The organism is Salinivibrio sp. YCSC6, from assembly GCF_004916735.1.
In the GTDB taxonomy this organism is placed as follows: Bacteria; Pseudomonadota; Gammaproteobacteria; order Enterobacterales; family Vibrionaceae; genus Salinivibrio; species Salinivibrio proteolyticus.
Genome location: NZ_CP039517.1, coordinates 339888 through 359540 on the forward strand (window position 1 = coordinate 339888; position 19653 = coordinate 359540).

The 19653-nt window shown below is 49.6% G+C and carries 18 protein-coding genes and 1 tRNA gene; 10 read left to right on the forward strand and 9 right to left on the reverse strand.

The features are described from left to right. Window positions 1-82: 82 nt before the first annotated feature. Window positions 83-1231: an L-threonine dehydrogenase gene (gene yiaY / locus E8E00_RS15405; RefSeq protein ID WP_069586531.1), complete on the reverse strand. Its 1149-nt coding sequence runs from the start codon at window positions 1229-1231 to the stop codon at window positions 83-85. 285 nt (window positions 1232-1516) lie between these two features. Here yiaY and E8E00_RS15410 point away from each other — a divergent pair, with 285 nt between their 5' ends. Beyond that, window positions 1517-2149, forward strand: a complete 633-nt coding sequence (locus E8E00_RS15410) for an OmpA family protein (RefSeq protein ID WP_096632774.1) — start codon at window positions 1517-1519, stop codon at window positions 2147-2149. Between the two features lie 56 nt (window positions 2150-2205). On the opposite strand, the gene E8E00_RS15415 is transcribed toward E8E00_RS15410, so the two are convergent. Next, entirely contained in the window at window positions 2206-3762 is a 1557-nt protein-coding gene (locus E8E00_RS15415; RefSeq protein WP_205907454.1) for a cryptochrome/photolyase family protein, read from the reverse strand. Between the two features lie 143 nt (window positions 3763-3905). Here E8E00_RS15415 and E8E00_RS15420 point away from each other — a divergent pair, with 143 nt between their 5' ends. Continuing rightward, window positions 3906-4484, forward strand: a complete 579-nt coding sequence (locus E8E00_RS15420) for a hypothetical protein (RefSeq protein WP_240531973.1) — start codon at window positions 3906-3908, stop codon at window positions 4482-4484. Window positions 4485-4569: 85 nt separating this feature from the next. Further along, window positions 4570-5232, forward strand: coding sequence for a glutathione S-transferase family protein (locus E8E00_RS15425; RefSeq protein ID WP_069586533.1), 663 nt, complete (start codon window positions 4570-4572; stop codon window positions 5230-5232). A gap of 38 nt (window positions 5233-5270) precedes the next feature. Here the strand turns inward: E8E00_RS15425 and E8E00_RS15430 are convergent, their stop codons facing one another. Then, on the reverse strand, window positions 5271-5882 hold the full coding sequence (locus E8E00_RS15430) for a glutathione S-transferase family protein (RefSeq protein WP_167315288.1): 612 nt from the start codon (window positions 5880-5882) through the stop codon (window positions 5271-5273). Between the two features lie 183 nt (window positions 5883-6065). Continuing rightward, window positions 6066-6563: a GNAT family N-acetyltransferase gene (locus E8E00_RS15435; protein ID WP_096632083.1), complete on the reverse strand. Its 498-nt coding sequence runs from the start codon at window positions 6561-6563 to the stop codon at window positions 6066-6068. Window positions 6564-6831: 268 nt separating this feature from the next. On the opposite strand from E8E00_RS15435, the gene E8E00_RS15440 reads away from it, so the two are divergent. Then, entirely contained in the window at window positions 6832-8439 is a 1608-nt protein-coding gene (locus tag E8E00_RS15440; RefSeq protein ID WP_077454918.1) for an ABC transporter substrate-binding protein, read from the forward strand. Between the two features lie 574 nt (window positions 8440-9013). Here E8E00_RS15440 and E8E00_RS15445 read toward each other — a convergent pair. Then, a tRNA-Asn gene (locus E8E00_RS15445) sits at window positions 9014-9089 on the reverse strand. 236 nt (window positions 9090-9325) lie between these two features. Here E8E00_RS15445 and E8E00_RS15450 point away from each other — a divergent pair. From E8E00_RS15450 to E8E00_RS15460, 3 genes are all read left to right on the forward strand, one after another. Continuing rightward, entirely contained in the window at window positions 9326-11239 is a 1914-nt protein-coding gene (locus tag E8E00_RS15450; protein ID WP_096632772.1) for a hypothetical protein, read from the forward strand. A gap of 64 nt (window positions 11240-11303) precedes the next feature. After that, window positions 11304-11543 (forward strand): YdcH family protein, encoded by a 240-nt coding sequence (locus E8E00_RS15455; RefSeq protein ID WP_069586641.1) that lies wholly within the window; start codon window positions 11304-11306, stop codon window positions 11541-11543. 14 nt (window positions 11544-11557) lie between these two features. Next, window positions 11558-12679, forward strand: a complete 1122-nt coding sequence (locus tag E8E00_RS15460) for a PQQ-dependent sugar dehydrogenase (RefSeq protein ID WP_096632077.1) — start codon at window positions 11558-11560, stop codon at window positions 12677-12679. Between the two features lie 5 nt (window positions 12680-12684). On the opposite strand, the gene E8E00_RS15465 is transcribed toward E8E00_RS15460, so the two are convergent. Continuing rightward, window positions 12685-13437 carry a PilZ domain-containing protein gene (locus E8E00_RS15465; protein WP_069586639.1) on the reverse strand — a complete coding sequence of 251 codons (753 nt, stop codon included), beginning with the start codon at window positions 13435-13437 and terminating at the stop codon, window positions 12685-12687. Between the two features lie 233 nt (window positions 13438-13670). Between E8E00_RS15465 and E8E00_RS15470 the strand changes: the two genes are divergently transcribed. After that, window positions 13671-14684 carry a glycine betaine ABC transporter substrate-binding protein gene (locus tag E8E00_RS15470; RefSeq protein WP_096632074.1) on the forward strand — a complete coding sequence of 338 codons (1014 nt, stop codon included), beginning with the start codon at window positions 13671-13673 and terminating at the stop codon, window positions 14682-14684. Between the two features lie 67 nt (window positions 14685-14751). Here E8E00_RS15470 and E8E00_RS15475 read toward each other — a convergent pair whose 3' ends face one another. Then, entirely contained in the window at window positions 14752-15591 is an 840-nt protein-coding gene (locus E8E00_RS15475) for an isopenicillin N synthase family oxygenase (protein WP_069586637.1), read from the reverse strand. A 191-nt stretch (window positions 15592-15782) separates the two neighbouring features. On the opposite strand from E8E00_RS15475, the gene E8E00_RS15480 reads away from it, so the two are divergent. After that, the gene (locus E8E00_RS15480; RefSeq protein WP_069586636.1) at window positions 15783-16157 is read left to right on the forward strand and encodes a glutathione S-transferase N-terminal domain-containing protein; all 375 of its coding nucleotides are present in this window, start codon (window positions 15783-15785) and stop codon (window positions 16155-16157) included. Between the two features lie 171 nt (window positions 16158-16328). Here E8E00_RS15480 and E8E00_RS15485 read toward each other — a convergent pair whose 3' ends face one another. Both E8E00_RS15485 and E8E00_RS15490 read right to left on the reverse strand, forming a co-directional pair. Further along, entirely contained in the window at window positions 16329-17744 is a 1416-nt protein-coding gene (locus tag E8E00_RS15485; RefSeq protein ID WP_096632071.1) for a Na+/H+ antiporter NhaC family protein, read from the reverse strand. Further along, the gene (locus E8E00_RS15490) at window positions 17741-18901 is read right to left on the reverse strand and encodes a PLP-dependent aspartate aminotransferase family protein (RefSeq protein ID WP_096632069.1); all 1161 of its coding nucleotides are present in this window, start codon (window positions 18899-18901) and stop codon (window positions 17741-17743) included. The genes E8E00_RS15485 and E8E00_RS15490 overlap by 4 nt, the downstream gene beginning before the upstream one ends. A gap of 319 nt (window positions 18902-19220) precedes the next feature. Here E8E00_RS15490 and E8E00_RS15495 point away from each other — a divergent pair, with 319 nt between their 5' ends. Next, window positions 19221-19652 carry an oxidoreductase gene (locus tag E8E00_RS15495; protein WP_371414256.1) on the forward strand — a complete coding sequence of 144 codons (432 nt, stop codon included), beginning with the start codon at window positions 19221-19223 and terminating at the stop codon, window positions 19650-19652. The last annotated feature ends 1 nt before the right edge of the window (window position 19653 follow it).

Consider the following 19653-nt stretch of genomic DNA (forward strand, 5'->3'; position numbering starts at 1 on the left):
CTTGTTCTAAACGTCTACCGTATAGAAAGAAAAAAGGCCTGAATAATCAGGCCTTTTTAGTGTTGGTGTGATATCTAGGAAACTACATCGCTTCCATAAAGATTTTGGCGATTTCCTCGTGCGTCGCTTGCTTCGGATTAGTGAAACCACACGCGTCATTCAAGGCGTTTTTGGTCAACACATCAATGTCTTCTTCTTTAGCGCCAAGTTCGCGCAAACCCGCTGGGATCCCAACATCGGTCGCCAATGCTTGAATGGCTTGAATGGCGGCTTTTGCGCCTTCTTCGGCATTCATACTCTCTGTATCGACGCCCATTGCCGTGGCAACATCCCGCAAGCGCTCGGCACACACTTGCGCGTTGTAGCGTTGCACATGGGGTAATAGAACGGCGTTACACACCCCGTGCGGCAAATCATAAAATCCACCCAGTTGGTGCGCCATCGCATGCACATAGCCCAAAGACGCATTGTTAAATGCCATACCAGCCATAAACTGTGCATAGGCCATCTGCTCCCGCGCCTCTAGGTTTTGGCCTTCAGCCACTGCGGTGCGCAGGTTTTCTTGAATCAGTGTCATTGCTTTCAGTGCAACTGCGTCAGTGATCGGCGTAGCGGCGGTCGATACGTAAGCTTCAATCGCATGGGTTAATGCATCCATGCCGGTTGCCGCCGTTAATGACGCCGGTTTAGCCAGCATCAGCTCAGGATCGTTGACGGAAATAATCGGGGTGGTGTGTTTATCGACAATCGCCATCTTAATGTGGCGCGCTTCGTCTGTGATAATACAAAAGCGCGTCATTTCTGATGCGGTGCCCGCCGTCGTATTGATCGCAATCAGCGGAAGTTGTGGCTTGGCAGACTGGTCCACGCCTTCATAATCACTAATATGACCGCCATTGGCTGCCACTAGGGCGATACCTTTGGCGCAGTCGTGCGGCGATCCACCCCCTAAAGAGATCACACAGTCACATTGGTTCGCTTGTAAAAGCGCTAACCCTTGTGCCACGTTTTCAGTGGTTGGGTTAGGTTGTGTGCCATCATAGACCACACAATCGACTTCTCGGCTATCAAGCAAAGCGGCGATTTGCTTTACCACACCAATTTGATTAAGGACTTTATCTGTAACGATAAGGGCTTTTTTAAATCCATGTGATTGAATCGCGTCTGCGGCTTCAGAAAGGCAACCTGCGCCCATAAGGTTAACAGCAGGGATAAAGAACGTGCTCGACATGACCATTTGCTCCTTTAGTCGGGATCATCGCGGCCCAGACATGACAGGGCCTTTTATGGTTTTTGTTGTAACACGCTGTTTGCTCATCACATTTTGATCCAGCGCAATTTGCACGGCAGGATGCAGTGAAAAGAAGACAAAACTGAGAACTCTGTCAGTGGTCTTTCGTTAAGTGTTTAAAACACCATCACTAATTCATAAATTTGACACTTTCTTGAAGAAGAGTGTCTAAGCTGAAGTAAATTAAACTGACCTCCGTTTGGTTATAGTGAGAAAACAATGGGAATGAAATGCAAACTAACTGCGGTTGCCGTATTGACCGCATCACTGGCCCTCACCGGTTGTGAGTCGATGTCGAACACCCAAAAAGGCGCGACAATTGGCGCGATCACTGGGGCCATCGTGGGAAAATCGACATCGAACCATAAAGGTAAACGGGCCTTTATTGGCGCGGCTATTGGTGCCATTGGTGGTGCAGCTGTCGGTAATTACATGGATCAGCAAGAGCAAGCATTCCGCGAAGAATTGGCGGGCTCGGGCATTCAAGTTGTGCGTGAAGGCGACAATATTCGCTTGATCATGCCCTCGAACATTACTTTCGGGTTAGATCAGGATGCGATTGCGGCCGATTTTTATTCTAAACTCAATGCCATTGCCAATGTGATGCGCAAGTACGACAAAACCTTCTTGAGCATTGAGGGTCACACTGATGACACGGGCGCCGCGGCCTATAACCAGCGTTTGTCGGAACGCCGTGCCATGAGCGTTAAACGCTACCTCGCCAGTCAGTCGATCGACAATGCACGTTTGTACACGTCCGGTTTTGGTGAGACACGTCCACTGGTTGCGAACAACAGCGCGGCAAATCGTGCGCTCAACCGCCGTGTTGAGATTCAAATTGTGCCAAACACGCAATAAGCGCGACGCGATTTATGACCGCCCTCACGCTCCTGTTGAGGGCGGTCATACCGGCATCAAAGCGCATCAAGATTGGCAAGCAATTCATCCGCATGCGCCAAAATCTGGCTTTGCTGCGTCTCTGACATCTTATCCCAATTTCGATACGGCATGGCTGTGCGTGGGTTACGGGCGAATTTGTCGCGATGACGCGCCATGAAATGCCAATATAGCGCGTTGAATGGACACGCCTTAGGACCAACTTTCTCTTTCACATCGTATTCGCACCCAACGCAATAATCGCTCATCCGATTGATGTAGGCGCCACTGGCCGCATAAGGTTTCGTCCCCACAATGCCGTTATCGGCGAACTGCGTCATTCCGCGCGTGTTCGGCATTTCAACCCACTCGATCGCATCGACATAGATTGAGAGATACCAATCGTCCACCTCATCAGGGTCGACACCTGCGAGCAAGCAGAAGTTTCCTGTCACCATGAGTCGCTGAATGTGATGGGCATACGCTGTCTCTAACGATTGCGTGATCGCATGCGAGAGACAGCGCATTTTGGTCTTTCCATGCCAGAAAAATGCCGGCAATGTGCCTTGCGCACCAAGCGCATTTTTTTGTGCATAATCAGGCATGTTCGCCCAGTACACACCACGAACATATTCGCGCCAGCCTAAGATCTGTCGGACAAACCCTTCAATCTGAGCGAGGTTGATAGCCTCATTTTGGCGGTAATGATCAATCGCAGATTGGATCACTTGCATGGGGTGAAGCAACTTGGCATTTAACGCAAAAGAGAGACGGCTGTGGTACAAGCTCCACTGATGAGGGCTTTGTCCTGTCATTGCATCTTGAAACTGACCAAACAACGGCAGGCAGTAGGTGCAGAAATGGTTGAGGAGCGCTTTCGCCTGCTGACGTGTCACCGGCCACATCAAGGCTGACGCCGCATGTCCGATGGTTTTAACCTGATGGCGCTCAATACGGGTGAGAATATCGCTGACATCGTTGGCGAAAATCAATGGCGCGGGAATCGCATCGAGATCCGCGCTTTTTAGCTTATTACGATTTTGCTGATCATAATTCCACTTTCCCCCCTCAGGCTGATCCCCCTCCATTAAGATATCAAACTGCCGACGCATATCGCGGTAGAAAAACTCCATTTTTCGGTGCTTACCGACGGTGAACTGGGTGGTAATCTGTGAAAAGGGTAAGAGAAAATGTTCCGTCTCAACACATTGGGATGCAACCTCATTGGGTAAACGCAATTGTTCGAGTTGCATCGCGAGCCGATACTCATCAGGACGCTGATATTCGAACTGATCGACTTGATAGTGCTCACAGAGAGCGTACAGCAATGCGGGTAAGTCTTGATAGGCTTGCGTGTCATCCAATGTGAGGTATTTGACATCATGCCCCGCCTTTTCAAGCGCATTAGCAAACTGTGCCATTGCAGCAAAAAACGCACAAACCTTTTGGACATGATGGGTCACATAGTCGGTTTCTTGTTTAAGCTCGGCAATGACATATAACACGCCCTGATCGTGCTGCTTAAACCATGAGTGGCTGGCATTCAGTTGATCTCCGAGAACCAAACGCAGGGTGTGATAACGAGATTGAAGCACAGGTACCTCAGTCAGAACTAGTTGGAATAATGGCTAACATACGTAGAAGATAACGTTTTCGATGACAGAAAACCGAGAGGGGCTTGAATATTCGCCGAAACGCTCTACATTGAAGCAGACGTTTTGACCACGCAGACCTTTTCATGCCAAAAGCCATCATTCAACTTTGGATTCTTGTCGGCTATTTTATGATGGCAGTGCCCACGCATGCGATGAACGAACCCCTTAATACATTCGTGCAAGACTTACGTTTTCACGGCTATGTGGACAACTACGGCAATGTGAAACTCCGCTTTTCCCCCATCACGACCTTACCCGCGGGGTTAAAAACGCAAGGATATTTAGATATCGAAGCCAGCGATATTTCGCGACTGCCTCGCGGACTGGATATCGGCGGTTACTTAAATGCTGCAAATACGCCGCTGACACGGCTACCGCGACTCAAAGTCGGTGGCTACATCAACCTCACCAATACCGCTGTAACCGCATTACCGCCAAACCTCGTCGTGCGTGGCGACCTCAGTCTGGTCAATACGCCTCTCACCACCTTGCCAAGACGCTTGTACGTTGAGGGCAACCTTTATCTTACTAATTCGCCAATTAGCGCATTACCCGACGATATTTACGTGGGGGGCAATGTATACATTCGCGGCACGAACATTTCGTCTGTGGACCCCAAATTACGCATTCAAGGCCGAGTACTCCCACCGCCAAATCAATGAATTGAATCACAAGGACTGATCGAAATAGCAAGACTATCGTATCGATAGCTGAGCCTTTTTAAACTTACAGTCAAAGATATTCCTTATGATTATTATTCATCACCTTGAACAATCGCGTTCTCAGCGTATTGTTTGGTTGCTTGAGGCACTGGGTGTGCCATATCAAATCAAGACCTACTCGCGTGACCCCAACACCAAGTTGGCGCCTCCCGAACTCAAGCGCGTTCACCCTCTGGGCAAAGCACCTGTAATTGAAGATGAAGGGACGGTCATTGCAGAGTCGGGCGCGATTATTGAGTACATTTTAGAAAAGTATGGTAACGGGCGCTTAGCGCCACAAACACCAGAGCAGAAAGGTCACTATCGATACTGGATGCACTATGCCGAAGGGTCTTTGATGCCAATACTGGTCATGTCGTTGATTTTCAGCAAAATCCCAGAAGCACCGATGCCCTTTTTTGTACGCCCCTTGGCGAAAAAGCTGATGAAAGGCGTCACCGACCAGTTTATTGCACCCCAACTGCGAGACCATCTTGCCATGATCGAACACCACTTAGCGGCGCATGATTGGCTGTGTGGTGACACACTCACAGCAGCAGATATCCAAATGAGTTTCCCATTAATCGCAATGCGTCCTCGCCTAGACCCACAGCAACACGGTCACATTGTTGCGTATCTTGAGCGCATTGAACAACAGCCTGGCTATCAAAGCGCACTGTGTGTCGTGGGGCCGCTAAAAACGCTTTAAGCCCGCTAATGCGGGCTCAATCTTAATAAAAATTATGGTTACGCAGGTTGGGTTTGACGAGCCTGAACGACCCAGCGTTGATAACCTGATGATGATTTTAGTTGCTGGTACCATTGCGACACGTGCGGCGGCAGGGTCATTGATGGCGCCACGGCAAGAGAGTGGACCACAGTGCCAATTGCAATATCGGCGAGCGTCATCATGTCAGAAATTAAATAGCGACGCTCAGCAAGTTCATTGTCCAGCTTCTCTAAATCTTGGCGGCACTGCTCAAGGGCCGCTTCTCTCACTTTTAGATCGCTCGATGCTTCCAAGCAAGCGGTTTTAACCGCAGGCTGAAACGAAGAGAGGCACCAATCCATCCAACGCTCATAGCGCGAGCGTTGGAACGCGCAATCTGGGTACCACATTTTATTGCCATAGCAGGCAACCAAATAGCGCAAAATGGTGTGCGATTCCCACACACTGTTCGGGCCATCTTCTAGTACCGGCACCTGACGCATTGGACATTTTTGTGCCAGTGCATCAGCGTCTTGGGCATTATGATGAATATCGACCTCATCCAATTCGATACTTAAATCTAACTCATCAATCAACCACATCACTTTTTGAACATTAATGGCAGAAGGGTGGCCATAAATCTTCATCATTACTCTCCTTGTTAAACGCAATACCTCACCCGACTCGACGCATTTCTTGGGCCGATGAATGTCACTTTTCATCCCACCACAACGCCAGTCGTATGGAGATCAACCGCCAAGCATGATCCCTGCTTATCAGTGATTTTACTTGAGCGTCGCACAATCCTTCTTTTTTAGCAAGTCATCGCGGATTTAACCCGCATCACCCTCCGGACTGACTTTATTGTCGACTTTTCTCAACATAATATGCTGAGGTCCTGCACTGCCGCCATGATACAACTCGCCCGTATCGCTGAAACCTGCGCGTTGGTAACACGAAATCGCGCCCGCATTTTTGCAGTTTACGGTCAGAACGAGACGCTGCGCCCACGGGTAGCGTGGTTTGACATAATCCGCCAAGGCCATCATCGCGCGGCGCCCTAGTGCGTTACCTTGGTGGTGCTGATCGATAAACACCGCACGAACTCCTATATCACCCGCATGGGCAAAGTCGTATTGCGACGCGTAACCAGTATCAAGAATAAACCCGCCCACAATCACGGTCTCTACCTCAATCAGGTGTAGATGAGCAAATTCATTGGCCGCCGCCAAGATTTCCTCTGGGCGTCCGACAAAAGGCAGCTGTTCATGCGTGATAGAAAGAGATAAAAATGAGGCTAAGTCGGTGGGAGAAACTGGACGTAACAGCACGAAACATCATCCTTGAGTCTATGAAAAAGTGGCTAATCTATCATAAAACCGCCTAGGTTGTCCGAGGGGATTATGCCGTATGAATACGCCGCGACCGGCAACCGCCATGCAGGATTAAATCGATATAAAAATAGAGGTCACGATTTCACACTTTCCCTGTCGTCTATTTGTCATCTTTTTATCACATCGCTTTTCTTCTCTTACCATTTGTGGTTAATCTATTGATTAACAAGGCTTATTAACAAAACACTCAACCAAGGATGGAAAGATGAAATTAAAACTATTGGCAGGTTCATTGGCACTCGCATTGTGTAGCTCAGCGTTTGCAGCTCACGTCCCAGAAGGCGTGGAGCTTGCCGAGCAACAGACTCTTATTTGGGGGGTTTCTGGCGAAGTGCCTACGCTGGATCCGACCAAGTCCAGTGATACCGCCAGTAACAAAATTATCTCAGATTTGTTCGAAGGCATTACATCGCGCACGCCAAGTGGCGATATTGCACCAGGTTTAGCAAAAAACTGGGAAGTCAGTGAAGATGGGTTAACGTATACATTCCATCTACGCGAGGCGACATGGTCTGACGGTGAGCCCATTACAGCGGAAGATGTTGTCTATACACTACAACGTGCCGTCGACCCAGCAACCGCTGCACCATACGCTTGGTATTTAGGCACCGCGAACATTCTCAATGCAACCGAAATCACCGATGGACATAAGCCAGCAAGTGCATTAGGCGTGAAGGCGGTGGACGACCATACCATCGAGTTTACATTGGTGCGACGTACTCCTTATTTCCCCAATATGCTCACCCATTCTTCGACCTACCCTGTACCAAAACATGCGGTAGAGAAGTATGGCGATAACTGGACACGCCCCGAAAATATGGTCAACTCCGGCGCCTATAACTTGACCAACTGGGTAATTAATGAGCGCATCGATCTTGAGCGTAATCCCATGTACTGGAACGATAAAGAAACGGTGATTAACAACACATCGTATGTAACCTCCAGCGATGCCAACGCGGAGTATAATCGTTATCGCACCGGTGAGATCGACGTGACCTTTAGCTTCCCGCTTGAGTCCTATAAGAAAATCAAGCAAGAGCGCCCCGATGAATTCCTAACCATGCCGTCACTTGCGACTTATTACTATTTATTCAACACAGAGCGCGAACCGTTTAACGACGTGCGCGTACGCAAAGCACTCGCCTATGCCATTGATCGTAATGTCGTCACCGACATTATTCTTGGTCAAGGACAGCAACCTGCGTACAGTGCAACACCACCAGCCATCAACAACTTCGAACCGCCGAAATTGGCTTGGGCGGAAATGACCCAAGAAGAGCGTTATCAAAAAGCAAAAGCACTCTTGGCCGAAGCGGGATACACTAAAGACAACCCTCTAGAGTTTGAATTGGTGTATAACACCATGGAATCCCACAAAAAACTTGCATTGACAGTAACGTCTATGTGGAAACGCCATCTACCGGTTAAAGTCAGCTTAGCCAACCAAGAGTGGAAAACCTTTTTGCAAAAGGTGCTACAAAAAGACTTTGATGTGGCTCGCGATGGATGGAATGGTGACTACAATGAGGCCTCAACTTTCCTGAGCTATTTCAGTAGTAAAGGTATGAATAAGTCCAATTGGAGCAACCCTGAATACGACAAGCTGCTTGACCAAGCACTCTCCGTTGTCGACCCAGAAAAGCGTAAAGCCTATTATCAGGAAGCGGAGCGCATTTTCGCCGAGGAGATGCCTGCCATTCCAATGTACTTTTACACGCGTAGTGTAATCAAAAGCCCTAAAGTAGGCGGCTATAATACGGAAAATCCGAACAACCTACGTTACACACGGAACCTTTATATCACTAAAAATTAATCGACCGTGATATCAAAAACGTCACGCCTTGCGCGTGGCGTTTTTGTTTGACGCGAGCAAAAAGTGGGAGGCGATCCGCATTCAAACTGGTCAAGCACGCACTCCGAACCCAAGAACGATAGATATAAAAAAAGCGCCAACCTCTCGGCTAGCGCTTTTTCTAAATTTGGCTCCCCCAACTGGACTCAACGGGGGCGCCCAGCTCAGTGACATATTCCGCGAAGCGGAACAGTTAAAAATTTAGAGAGCATTGAGTAAGCACCTATCTATACAATAAGCAGGCTCGAGGGAAAGCCTCATTCATCAGCATTCTTTGATACTAACACCATAAAAAAAGCGCCAACCTCTCGGCTAGCGCTTTTTTCTAAATTTGGCTCCCCCAACTGGACTCAACGGGAGCGCCCAGCTCAGTGACATATTCCGCGAAGCGGAACAATTAAAAATTTAGAGAGCATTAAGTGAGCACCTATCTATACAATAGGCAGGCTCAAGGGAAAGCCTAGTTCATCAGCATTCTTTGATACTAACACCATAAAAAAAGCGCCAACCTCTCGGCTAGCGCTTTTTCTAAATTTGGCTCCCCCAACTGGACTCGAACCAGTGACATACGGATTAACAGTCCGCCGTTCTACCAACTGAACTATGGGGGAAATGTGTTTCGTAACAACGAGAAGGATGGTAGGCGATTGCAGCAAAGGGTGCAACCCCTTTTACGGTGATTTCTCGCTTTTCATATTCAAATGGTTAAAAAGACGCCAAAACAAGTGATTATCGCATACGTTTTGCATCCTGCCCCCAAAAAATGCCAAGATGACAAACAGACAGAAAAAGGAAACGAACATTGAATCCGGACGCCTCTTCCCTGCCCCGTTTTATTGCTGGCCCCATGTTACGGCGAACCACTCAACATGAAGTCGTCGTATGGGCAGTATTATCAACGCCGCCAGACGAAGGCACATTATCCGTTTTTGATGATCAGACTCTCCTTGCCGCGATACCACTCTCCTCGGCACAGCAATTTCGCGCAGGGAAACATGCGTGGGTGGTGCTGGCTCATCTCCGATGTGCGCACGGCTTTCCGCTCGATGTACCATTGCGTTACGACATCTTACTCGATCAAAAGCCCTTGTCTGAATGGATACCCGATTTACTCTATGAAGGTGAACGTTCACCGCACTTTGTGATCCCCTCCCAAGCGAACCATTTAGCGCATGGCTCGTGTCGGCACCCGCACCATCAGTGTGATGATGCACTGGTCACACTCGACGATAAACTCGCCAATGAGGAGATGTCACAATGGCCGGACATGCTCATTATGAGCGGAGATCAGATTTACGCCGATGATGTCGCCACACCAATGTTGCAGCGGATCAGAGCCTTGATTACTCGGCTGGAGCTCAAAAATGAATACTTTGACGCCGCACCGATTGCACATTGCCGAGAACTCGATACGCACCCTGATGGCTACCTCAACCGAACAAAATTGTTACCCGCACAGCGCGCACGGTATGTTTCTCTGTTCGAGCGGTTAAAAGGGCGTGCGCTGCCGATCTTCACCTCCCAGACAACCAGCAATCACCTGATTAGCTTTGCCGAACATTTCGCCATGTATTTACTGGTGTGGTCGCCAGAAGCGTGGCGCATCACAAATGCAGCCTCAGTCGCACTCAACCGCACGTTAACGCCACAACAGCAATCACGGTATCAGCGTGAAGAGCAAGCCCTGACTGAATTTCAACACGGTCTGCCCCAAGTCAGGCGTCTGTTCGCCCATCTCGCCACCTATATGATTTTTGATGACCACGATATCACCGATGACTGGAACATCACCGTAGGCTGGGAGCAAGCAGCCTATCAACAGCCCTTTTCACGGCGCATTATTGGCAACGGCCTGTTTGCCTATTGGCTATGCCAAGGCTGGGGAAATGACCCTAAACAGTTTGATCCCTCGTTTATTGCGCTTGCGACAGCTAGCCAGTTTGGTCAGTCTGGCGATGATCCAAACAATAGTGCGCACGACGCAATGATTGAGGCACTACTTCGCTTTGAGCATTGGCATTACAACGTACCGACAACCCCCTGTGTAGTGGTACTCGATACTCGAACTCGTCGGTGGCGCTCGGAGTCCAGCATGAACCGCCCATCCGGCTTGATGGACTGGGAAGCTCTGATGGATTTTCAGCATGACTTGCTTAAGCATGATAGTGCGGTCATTGTCTCGGCCGCGCCTATGTTCGGGGTAAAATTTATTGAAGTATTACAACGTATCGCAATTTGGCTCGGCAAACCTACCATTGTCGATGCTGAGAACTGGATGGCTCATCCGGGCAGTGCTAATACCTTACTGAGTATTTTCCGCCACCAGCGTACGCCAACCAACTACGTGATCCTATCGGGTGATGTGCACTACTCATTTGCCTACGACATTCGTATTCGTTTTCGTACCAATAGCCCGCGCTTATGGCAGATTACCGCGAGCGGCTTTAAAAACAATTTCCCAGAGCCGCTGCTGAGTATTTGTGAATGGTGCGATCGTATTTTGTTCAGTCCTCGCTCACCATTTAATTGGCTAACCAAGCGAAAGCGCATGCGGATTGATAGGCGTGATCCCGACACCGCAGGCCCTAAGCGCTTGGTGAACGCCAGTGCTGTCGGGCTGGTCACCTTACAACCGGACGGTTCGCCACATACCATCAGCTTATTGACAGCTGACGGCAAAACCATCCATTTCCCCGATAAAAAAGCGGCGAAAGCCGTCGAGCCCAGCATCCCGCCTCTCGACCCGAATCAAGCAGACTGAAACTGGAGAGATCGGCAAAGCACGCCTAGCCTTAATAACATCACAAGGTGAGAAGGAGGTGTTTATGCAAGGCGAAAATCATGCGCTTATCTTTGAGTTTCCAGAGTACCGTGAACGCATTCATGATTTGAAGGCGAACGATCCTGACTTCCAACTTGATGCCAAGCGTTATCATCAGCTCGATCATCATATTCGTGGCCTAGAAATGAAGCAGATCCCAACCAGCGACGACATTTTTACCGCGATGAAAAAGCAACGTGCACACCTTAAAGATCGCCTCTATCGTAAACTCAGCGTCCACTGATCAAGGAGTTCGTCATGCACCGGATATCGCCGATTGTTTTGTTGATGTTCGTATTGTGCACGCCGTTGAGCGCGCACGGGGTGACTGTCGAGACGGAGACGGTCACTGTGAATGTCGAGGAAGTGAAAAGTGGTTTCGACCACCCATGGGGGATGGCCGAGCTACCTAATGGCGATATCCTGATCACTGAACGGAACGGCACCTTAAAACGCCTAACGCCTAATGGACTGACAGTGAACATATTAGGAGTACCCAAAGGCGTGTATCAGCAGGGGCAAGGAGGGCTATTTGATATTGCGTTAGCGCCTGACTTCCCCGCGACCGGCACCCTATACCTTTCTTATGCTGCAGAAGATGAACGCGGTCAAGCGGGAACAGAAGTGCTCAAAGCAACGCTGTCACAAGATGTTCTCATCAATAGCAAGGTCATTTTTACTGCATTGCCCAAACGCGGCGGAACCCGTCACTTTGGCAGTCGCCTATTGGTGACCCAAGAGCACCTTTACATCACGCTGGGCGACCGCGGCCACCGTGACCGCGCCCAGTTTATTACCGATCATTTGGGGAGTTTAGTGCGGTTAAACCTCGATGGCAGTTTGCCTGTCGACAATCCGTTCTCTGCTCACGATGCAAAAAAGCCCGAGATTTTTAGTTACGGTCATCGCAATGTGCAAGGTATCACACTCGATAATAATGGCAGCACTGTCTGGGCGCATGAACACGGCCCTCAAGGTGGCGATGAACTCAATATCATCGAAAAAGGGGTTAACTATGGCTGGCCGATCATCACTTATGGGGTGAATTACGGATTGGGCACACAAATTGGTGAAGGCACCGCGAAAGAAGGTATGCAGCAACCTGTCTATTATTGGGATCCGTCAATTGCACCGTCAGGCATGATCATGGTGGACAGTGATCGCTTCCCGATGTGGCAAGACAACCTACTGCTTGGATCGTTAAAATTTGGTCTGTTGGTGCGCCTAACCCTCGAAGACGGTAACGTGGTGAGCGAAGAGCGGCTATTTGATGGTCAGTTCGGGCGTATCCGCGACGTCATTCAAGCCAATGACGGCAGCATTTTGCTTCTTACAGATAAACGAAACGGCAGCTTACTGAAAATGACCCCGCGCATGTAAGAAGATTAAGACCAATTCAGAGACGTTTCACCTTTATTATTGGTCACCGCTAATCGGTAATAGGTGCCATCGAAGGCAAGGTTGGTGATTAACCACGTACTGCGTGCCTTGCTACGATCGTCAAACTGAAAGCCACACAAGTAATCATCGCTGAGTAATCGGTGTGAGAGTATCGAACCATTAAGCGTGAGATCTTGATTCGGGGCGATATGGTCGAGGTTCAACGTTGCCTTTTTTTCTGGTGCTAATTTGGCGCCCATTGAACGGTAAGCAAATAAACATCCGCCAACCGACAAATCGCGTATCTCCACCTCAATCTTGCTCATTCCCTCTGTGGCAAGCGTCGCTGATAGCGCCACTGGAAAGCGCTTGTCTTGTCGCAACGGCGTGGCTGTCGCGCCTTCACGAAGAAGCTCAATGCACACAATACTGCAGTGGCTCTCGAGCACGCCTTGCACCTTGCCACTGAATCGGACTAGCGACCCATCTGCTGCCACACCATGCAATCGCACTTGAAAGCCTGGGTTTAAATATTGCCCTTTTTGCTGCGCAGATAGAGACGGGATTTGGGTGTAGCAGTAACGTTTTCCGTCTGTACCAAGCATAATGGCATTAAAGCGAAATAACCCTTTCATCGGCGTGTGCACATGCATACGCACTAGGGCTGCGCTTCCCAGCTTTAAAGCCGCTTGCGATCCCGACAGGGCGATTACATCATCTTGTTGTTCAATGGCGTTGAGCTGTTCTTGGCGTGGCATGTAAGGTTCCTCGACAATCAGTCATCAAAGCAAAGGTGCGACGGCAACGCGCTCAACAACTTGTACGGAGGCGTACCACTAGCGTTTATAACGAGCGATATTAACCTAAAGATCAAAAAATGTGTTTTTAGATTGTGATTCAGCACCTTGCGCTTCAACCAGTATAGACCTTGTATCAGACGCATGTTACGTTTTGGTTTTGACCTAACACTAGCGACTTTCAAGGACGATCTATGCGACCCCTACTCTGTGCGCTCCTACTTTCTCCATTGTTTATCTCGACGCCAAACGCCTACGCCGATGAGCCAGCCTGCGGTGATGTCACGATTGCGGATATGAATTGGAATTCGGCCACGCTGATGGCACATGTTGATCAATTTATCCTCGCTAACGGCTATGGCTGCGACGTGCGTTTGGTCCCCGGTGACACCATGCCAACAGGCGTATCGATGACAGAAAAGGGTGAGCCGGACATTGCACCTGAGTTCTGGACCAACTCGCACAAAGCAATGCTCGATAAAGGGGTGGCTGATGGGCGACTCAAATACGCCGGCAATGCATTTAGCCAAGGCGGAAATGAAGGCTTTTGGGTGCCAAAATACATGGTGGACCAATATCCAGAGCTTGCTACCATTGAAGGTATTAAGTCACATCCAGAATTATTTCCACACCCTGAAGACCCCGACAAAGCGGCGTTTATGGGCTGCCCCGCCGGGTGGACTTGCCAAATTTCTGCCAAGCACCTTTTTGATGCACTTCAACTGGGTGAAGCCGGTTTTGAGATGATCGATCCCGGCTCTGCCGCTGGCCTGGCTGGAACCATTGCTCGTGCCAATGATCGTCGTGACGCGTGGTTTGGTTATTACTGGGCACCGACGCCGGTGATGGGCAAATATGAAATGGTCGAAGTGGACCTTGGCGCAGAAGTTGATCTTGAGCACTATAAAAATTGTATCACTCAAGCGGAATGCCAGACCCCAAAAGTCACTGCATTTCCCACCTCTCCCGTGCACACACTCACAACAGCGTCATTTGCGGAGCAATCGCCGGTCGCCTTTCGCTACGTTCAGCAACGTGAATACGATAATAGCGTCATGAGCGAGATGCTCGCTTGGATGGATGATTATCAAGCTGATGGCGAGATCGCTGCCGATGAGTTCTTACGCCGCTATCGCGACCTTTGGCACCAATGGGTGAATGAAGAGGCCGCCGAGCGCATCGAAGAGGCCTTGGGGGATGACGCTTAACTTGCAATACGCGAAACGGGTCTAAATAAAAAGCCGAGGGACATATCACCTCGGCTTTTGTTTTCGCTTACAGAACACCTAATTCACGTAAACGCTCAGTCAGATAACTTTTCGCCGTATAGCGAGAAGACAGCACCACATCTGGTTTCGGATGTAAAAACAGCGGTAACGAGATCCGTGCTTTGGTTTTATCAGCGCCTTCAGGATTAATCACGCGATGGGTGGTTGAGGGGAAGTAGCCGCCCGATGCTTCTTGTAGCATATCGCCAATATTGACAATTAAATTACCGAAGTCACACGGCACATCTAACCAATGCCCATCTTTCGCTTTCACTTGCAGGCCCGGCTCATTCGCTGCTGGTAGGATGGTCAACAGATTAATATCTTCGTGGGCGGCAGCACGGATAGCACCTAGCTCTTCATCGCCTTTTAACGGCGGGTAATGTAATACGCGCAACAATGTCTGCTCACTCCCTGCAATCATGCTAGAAAGTGATTGTGAGTAGTGCTCACTGACGCTATCCGGTGACTGACGCTCAACCCATGACAACAAGGTCTCAGCCAAGCTGGTCGCTTGTTGATAGTAAGATTGCAGGTTGTCACGGAGGGCCGAAGGACACTGCCCCCAAGGGTAGTAGTGAAAAAATTCCTTTAAATCGCGCTTCGTGTGGCCTTTCGCCGTTTCCGCAATTTTAGAGGGGAAAAAACCATCTTGGGTATCAGGCTTAAAGGTAAATGCGTGTTTTTCCTCGGTGTTAAAAAAACCTTCCCATTGGTTGTAAATATCAGCCACGAGCTGCTGTTGTAGTGGGTGGTTTTTAAGCACGCCAAATCCCGTTTCGCGTAAGGATTCAACAAAGGCTTGCTCCGCATTGGGCGCTTGAAAGTCAATGGCTTGCAGTGTCATAGGGTACCTGTAATCGTTTGCTTATTATCGTGAGGTTGCAGGATGGTTAGTTTACCAGCCAAAAGGCGCCATACAACGCCACTGTGTTTCACATCAGAAACACATTGTCACCATTTAGAAACAAACCCTGATATAGGGTCACGTGCGCTGTCGTGTTAAACTCTGCACTTTGATACACACAGGGAGTGAAAATGGGTGTTATTCGTTGGATCCTTGGCCGGATCATTCTCGTTGTTGAAGCGCTCACTAAGCCTAAGCCACCAAAGCTGAACGCAGATCAGCACCAAGCCATGGTCGCGTTTTCAAAGCAAGTGACCTTATATCAATTTCAAGCATGTCCATTTTGCGTCAAAGTTCGTCAAGCAAGCCGAAAGCTTGGACTGCCACTAGCGGCAAAAGACGCCAAGCGCGATATGGCCGCCCGACGTGAGCTGGAACAGGGAGGCGGAAAGATTAAAGTCCCCTGTTTGCGTATTCAACAGGGCGATGAGGTGCAATGGATGTATGAATCAGATGATATTATTGCGTATCTCAACCAAGCCACAAGCCCTATTACACAGGCTTGACTGGGTAGGTAACTAGACAATCCTAGACTCGTTGTCTACATTTTATTAGACAACAAGATCAACCTTCGCTTGCCCCTTTTGCCCGAAAAGACTGACTCCATGGACTTGGGCATTAACAAACTGTCCTTGCTAACTCGCAAGGACAGTTTCTTTTTCTAACCGAGTGTGCGCTTAAGCGCTTCCCAATATCGCAAATAAGACCGCGGTCACTCCCCCCACCGCAAAGACATAAGGGAATTGCGTACGGATATGGTCGACGTGATCGTTACCCGTCGCCATCGACGCGACAATGCCTGTATCACTGATCGGTGACGTCATATCGCCAAAAATGGCCCCAGATATCGATGCGCCAATCATCAAGTGCGGGTCAATGCCTGTCGCTGCACCAATCTGAATACCAATCGGGATCATGATTGCAAACGTGCCCCACGAGGTCCCAGTCGCCAATGACATAATCGCGGCAATCACAAAGACAAAAGCGGCTGATAATCCTGCAGGCAAAATGCCATCAATCACTTCAGTGATGTAGTGTCCCGTATGTAAGTCTGCCGATAAATCCCCCATTAAAAATGCCAGCGACATAATTGCCCCCAGAGGCATCATATTCGCGTATCCGGCTAACAGGTGGCGGAAAAAGGCATCTAACGACAAGACGCGCGTGCCGATAAAGAAAGCCATCGCGACCGCAGTCCCTGCCATCACCGCCCAAAAAACAGCGGTCGAGCCCGACCCAGAGGCAATATCGCCATTACCCGTGATAAACAGGCCCACCGGCACCATTAAAATGGTGCTCAGTAACGGCAAAACAAAATAGCTCACTTTGCCTAGCGGCTCATCATCGCGCTGATGATCGCCAGCAATAGGAAAGGCGCCCTCACGCAGTACTTGTCCAGCTGCCGCACGTTGGTCAGCTTTCGCCATTGGCCCCCAACTCGCCCCAGTGAGCACATAAAACAGCACCGCGAGCAAGGAGAGCCATGCCATTAAGTTGTAAGGGATGGCGTGCAATAGAATGGTGAAGGGCTCGCCTTCAACATATCCTTTGCTGACTTGCACGCCGATAATCGCCATCATCGCGGCGCCCCAACCATTGATCATCACACTGGAGCAAGTCGCAACGCAGGATGACTGGATCACATAGGCGAGCTTCTCGCGAGAGACGCGATAATGATCGGCTAAATCACGACTCACCGTCCCCGCTGACATAATAGAAATTGAGCTTTCAATAAAAATCAGCATGGTGGTGACCATCGCGAGCAACTGCACCGCAATCGGGTTTTTCACCAATTGAGCACGCTCGGTGAGCGCATGAATCACAGCCCGCGTGCCGCCTGTGACTTGGATAAGACGAATTAGCCCGCCCACCATAAAGCAAAACAGAATGGTGCGGGTGTTCCCCGCGCTGGCAAACACACCAATATAACTATCCAGTGCCTTCGCCACGCCTGCGAATGGATTGAAATTGGCGATCACGGTATAACCCACCATCGCACCTGCCAGCAGCGACAGAATCACCTGGCGCGTGACCACAGCAAGCACAATCGTGACCAGTGGCGTCACCACCGTCCAGACGCCATAATCCGTCATGACGCCTCCTGATCAAGCGCGTGCAGAAGATCATCAATTAAGTCACGGCTATCTTCAATGCCAACTGAAAGCCGGAAGGTGGTATCGAAAACCCCCATCGCCTCGCGTTCCTCTTCACTCATGGAGCCGTGAGACATGGACGCCGAATGGTTGATCATACTCTCCACACCACCGAGCGATTCCGCCAAGATGAAGTAGCGTAAGCGGCTTAAAAATCGCTCGCTTTCCACCCGCGTGCCTTTTAGCTGAATGGTGACCACTGCCCCCCCTGAGCGCATTTGCGTTTGACAAAGCGCATGTTGCGGGTGTGACGGTAAGCCCGGATAGAAAACCGCTTCAATGGCAGGGTGGTTTTCCAGCGCGGTCGCGACTTTTAGCGCATTATCGCATTGGCGCTGCATACGCAGATCGAGCGTTTTTAATCCGCGTAACGCGAGATAAGCATCAAACGGCGAGGCAATCGCGCCGACCGTGGTTTTCGCAAAATCAATTTTTTTCGCCAGCGCTTCATCAGCGGTGACCAGCGCGCCGCCAATCATATCAGAATGCCCACCAATGTATTTGCTGGTCGACAACATCACAATATCCGCCCCTAAACGCAGCGGCGTTTGGTTCCACGCAGTCGCAAAGGTGTTATCCACACAGGTTAATAACGCATGCTCGCGGGCAAACTGGCAAATAGCGGTAATATCGACAAGTTCCAACAAGGGGTTGGTTGGGGTTTCAATCCAGATCATCGCCGTGTTCGGCTTAAGCGCAGCTGCTACGGCATTGAGATCGTTGAGGTCGACATAATCGACACTGAGCCCATTATTGGTGGCGCGGAGTTTGTCGAACAAGCGATGCGTCCCCCCATACACACCGCGCATCGCAATAATGTGCGCGCCTGCCGGCAGCAGTTCTAAGGCCAAGGCTGTCGCTGCCATCCCCGAGGCCGTCGCGGTCGCATAACAACCTTGCTCGAGCGCTGCCAATGCACTCTCGTAAGCGGAGCGAGTTGGGTTCGCAACCCGCGAGTAACCAAAATCGGCCTGATGGCTAAGGTCAGATTGAATGAAACTGCTGGCTGTGTAAATCGGCGGGAAAGCCGCATTGTGCCCTTTATCCGTTTGATCACCACCGTGAACAGCTAACGTAGAAAAGTGGGGTTGTTTCATACTTTCACCCATTAAAAGAATATTGGTTTAATAATTTTTTTATTTTAGCCATTATGACGACTTATAAACAAACTGGCATGATATTGTATGACTATGATGATTTATAAATAGAATTATATTCTAGCATATAAGAACAAGTTACTTTGCTAAGCCTACCGAATGCACCCTCCACGCCCACACTTGAGTAAGCCAGTGCGTGCAACTACGTTTAAAAGGAAGCTCTTGGGAGGCGCATATCATGACACACTGCACCACAATTGGCCGAGCACAGTACGGCCGCTACTTGCAATGGATATTGCTGGTTGGTTGGGTGATCGCAATGACAGCCAGTCGTACAGTCATTGCCAGTCCGATGCTGACGATTACCAGCTCAGAAGGAACAGAGGCTTTTACGCGCGAACAACTCGTCGCGATGGCAGATCGTACTATTGAAACAGCCACGCCATGGACCGATGGCCAACAGCGGTTTTTAGGTGTCTCTGCACAAAAACTACTCGCTCAGCTCGATATTCCGCCCAGAACACTCAAAGTCTATGCGCTAAATGATTATTGGGCTCACATTACGGTTGAGGATATTGAGCGGTATAACCCCATATTTGCGATAAAAAAGAACGGCCAGTGGATGCGTGTTCGCGATAAAGGGCCGATATGGGTCATCTACCCGTTATCGGAGAATCATTTAATGGATAACGAAATAATACACAGTCGGATGGTGTGGCAAGCGAACCGTGTAGAGGTGATGGATGAGTAGC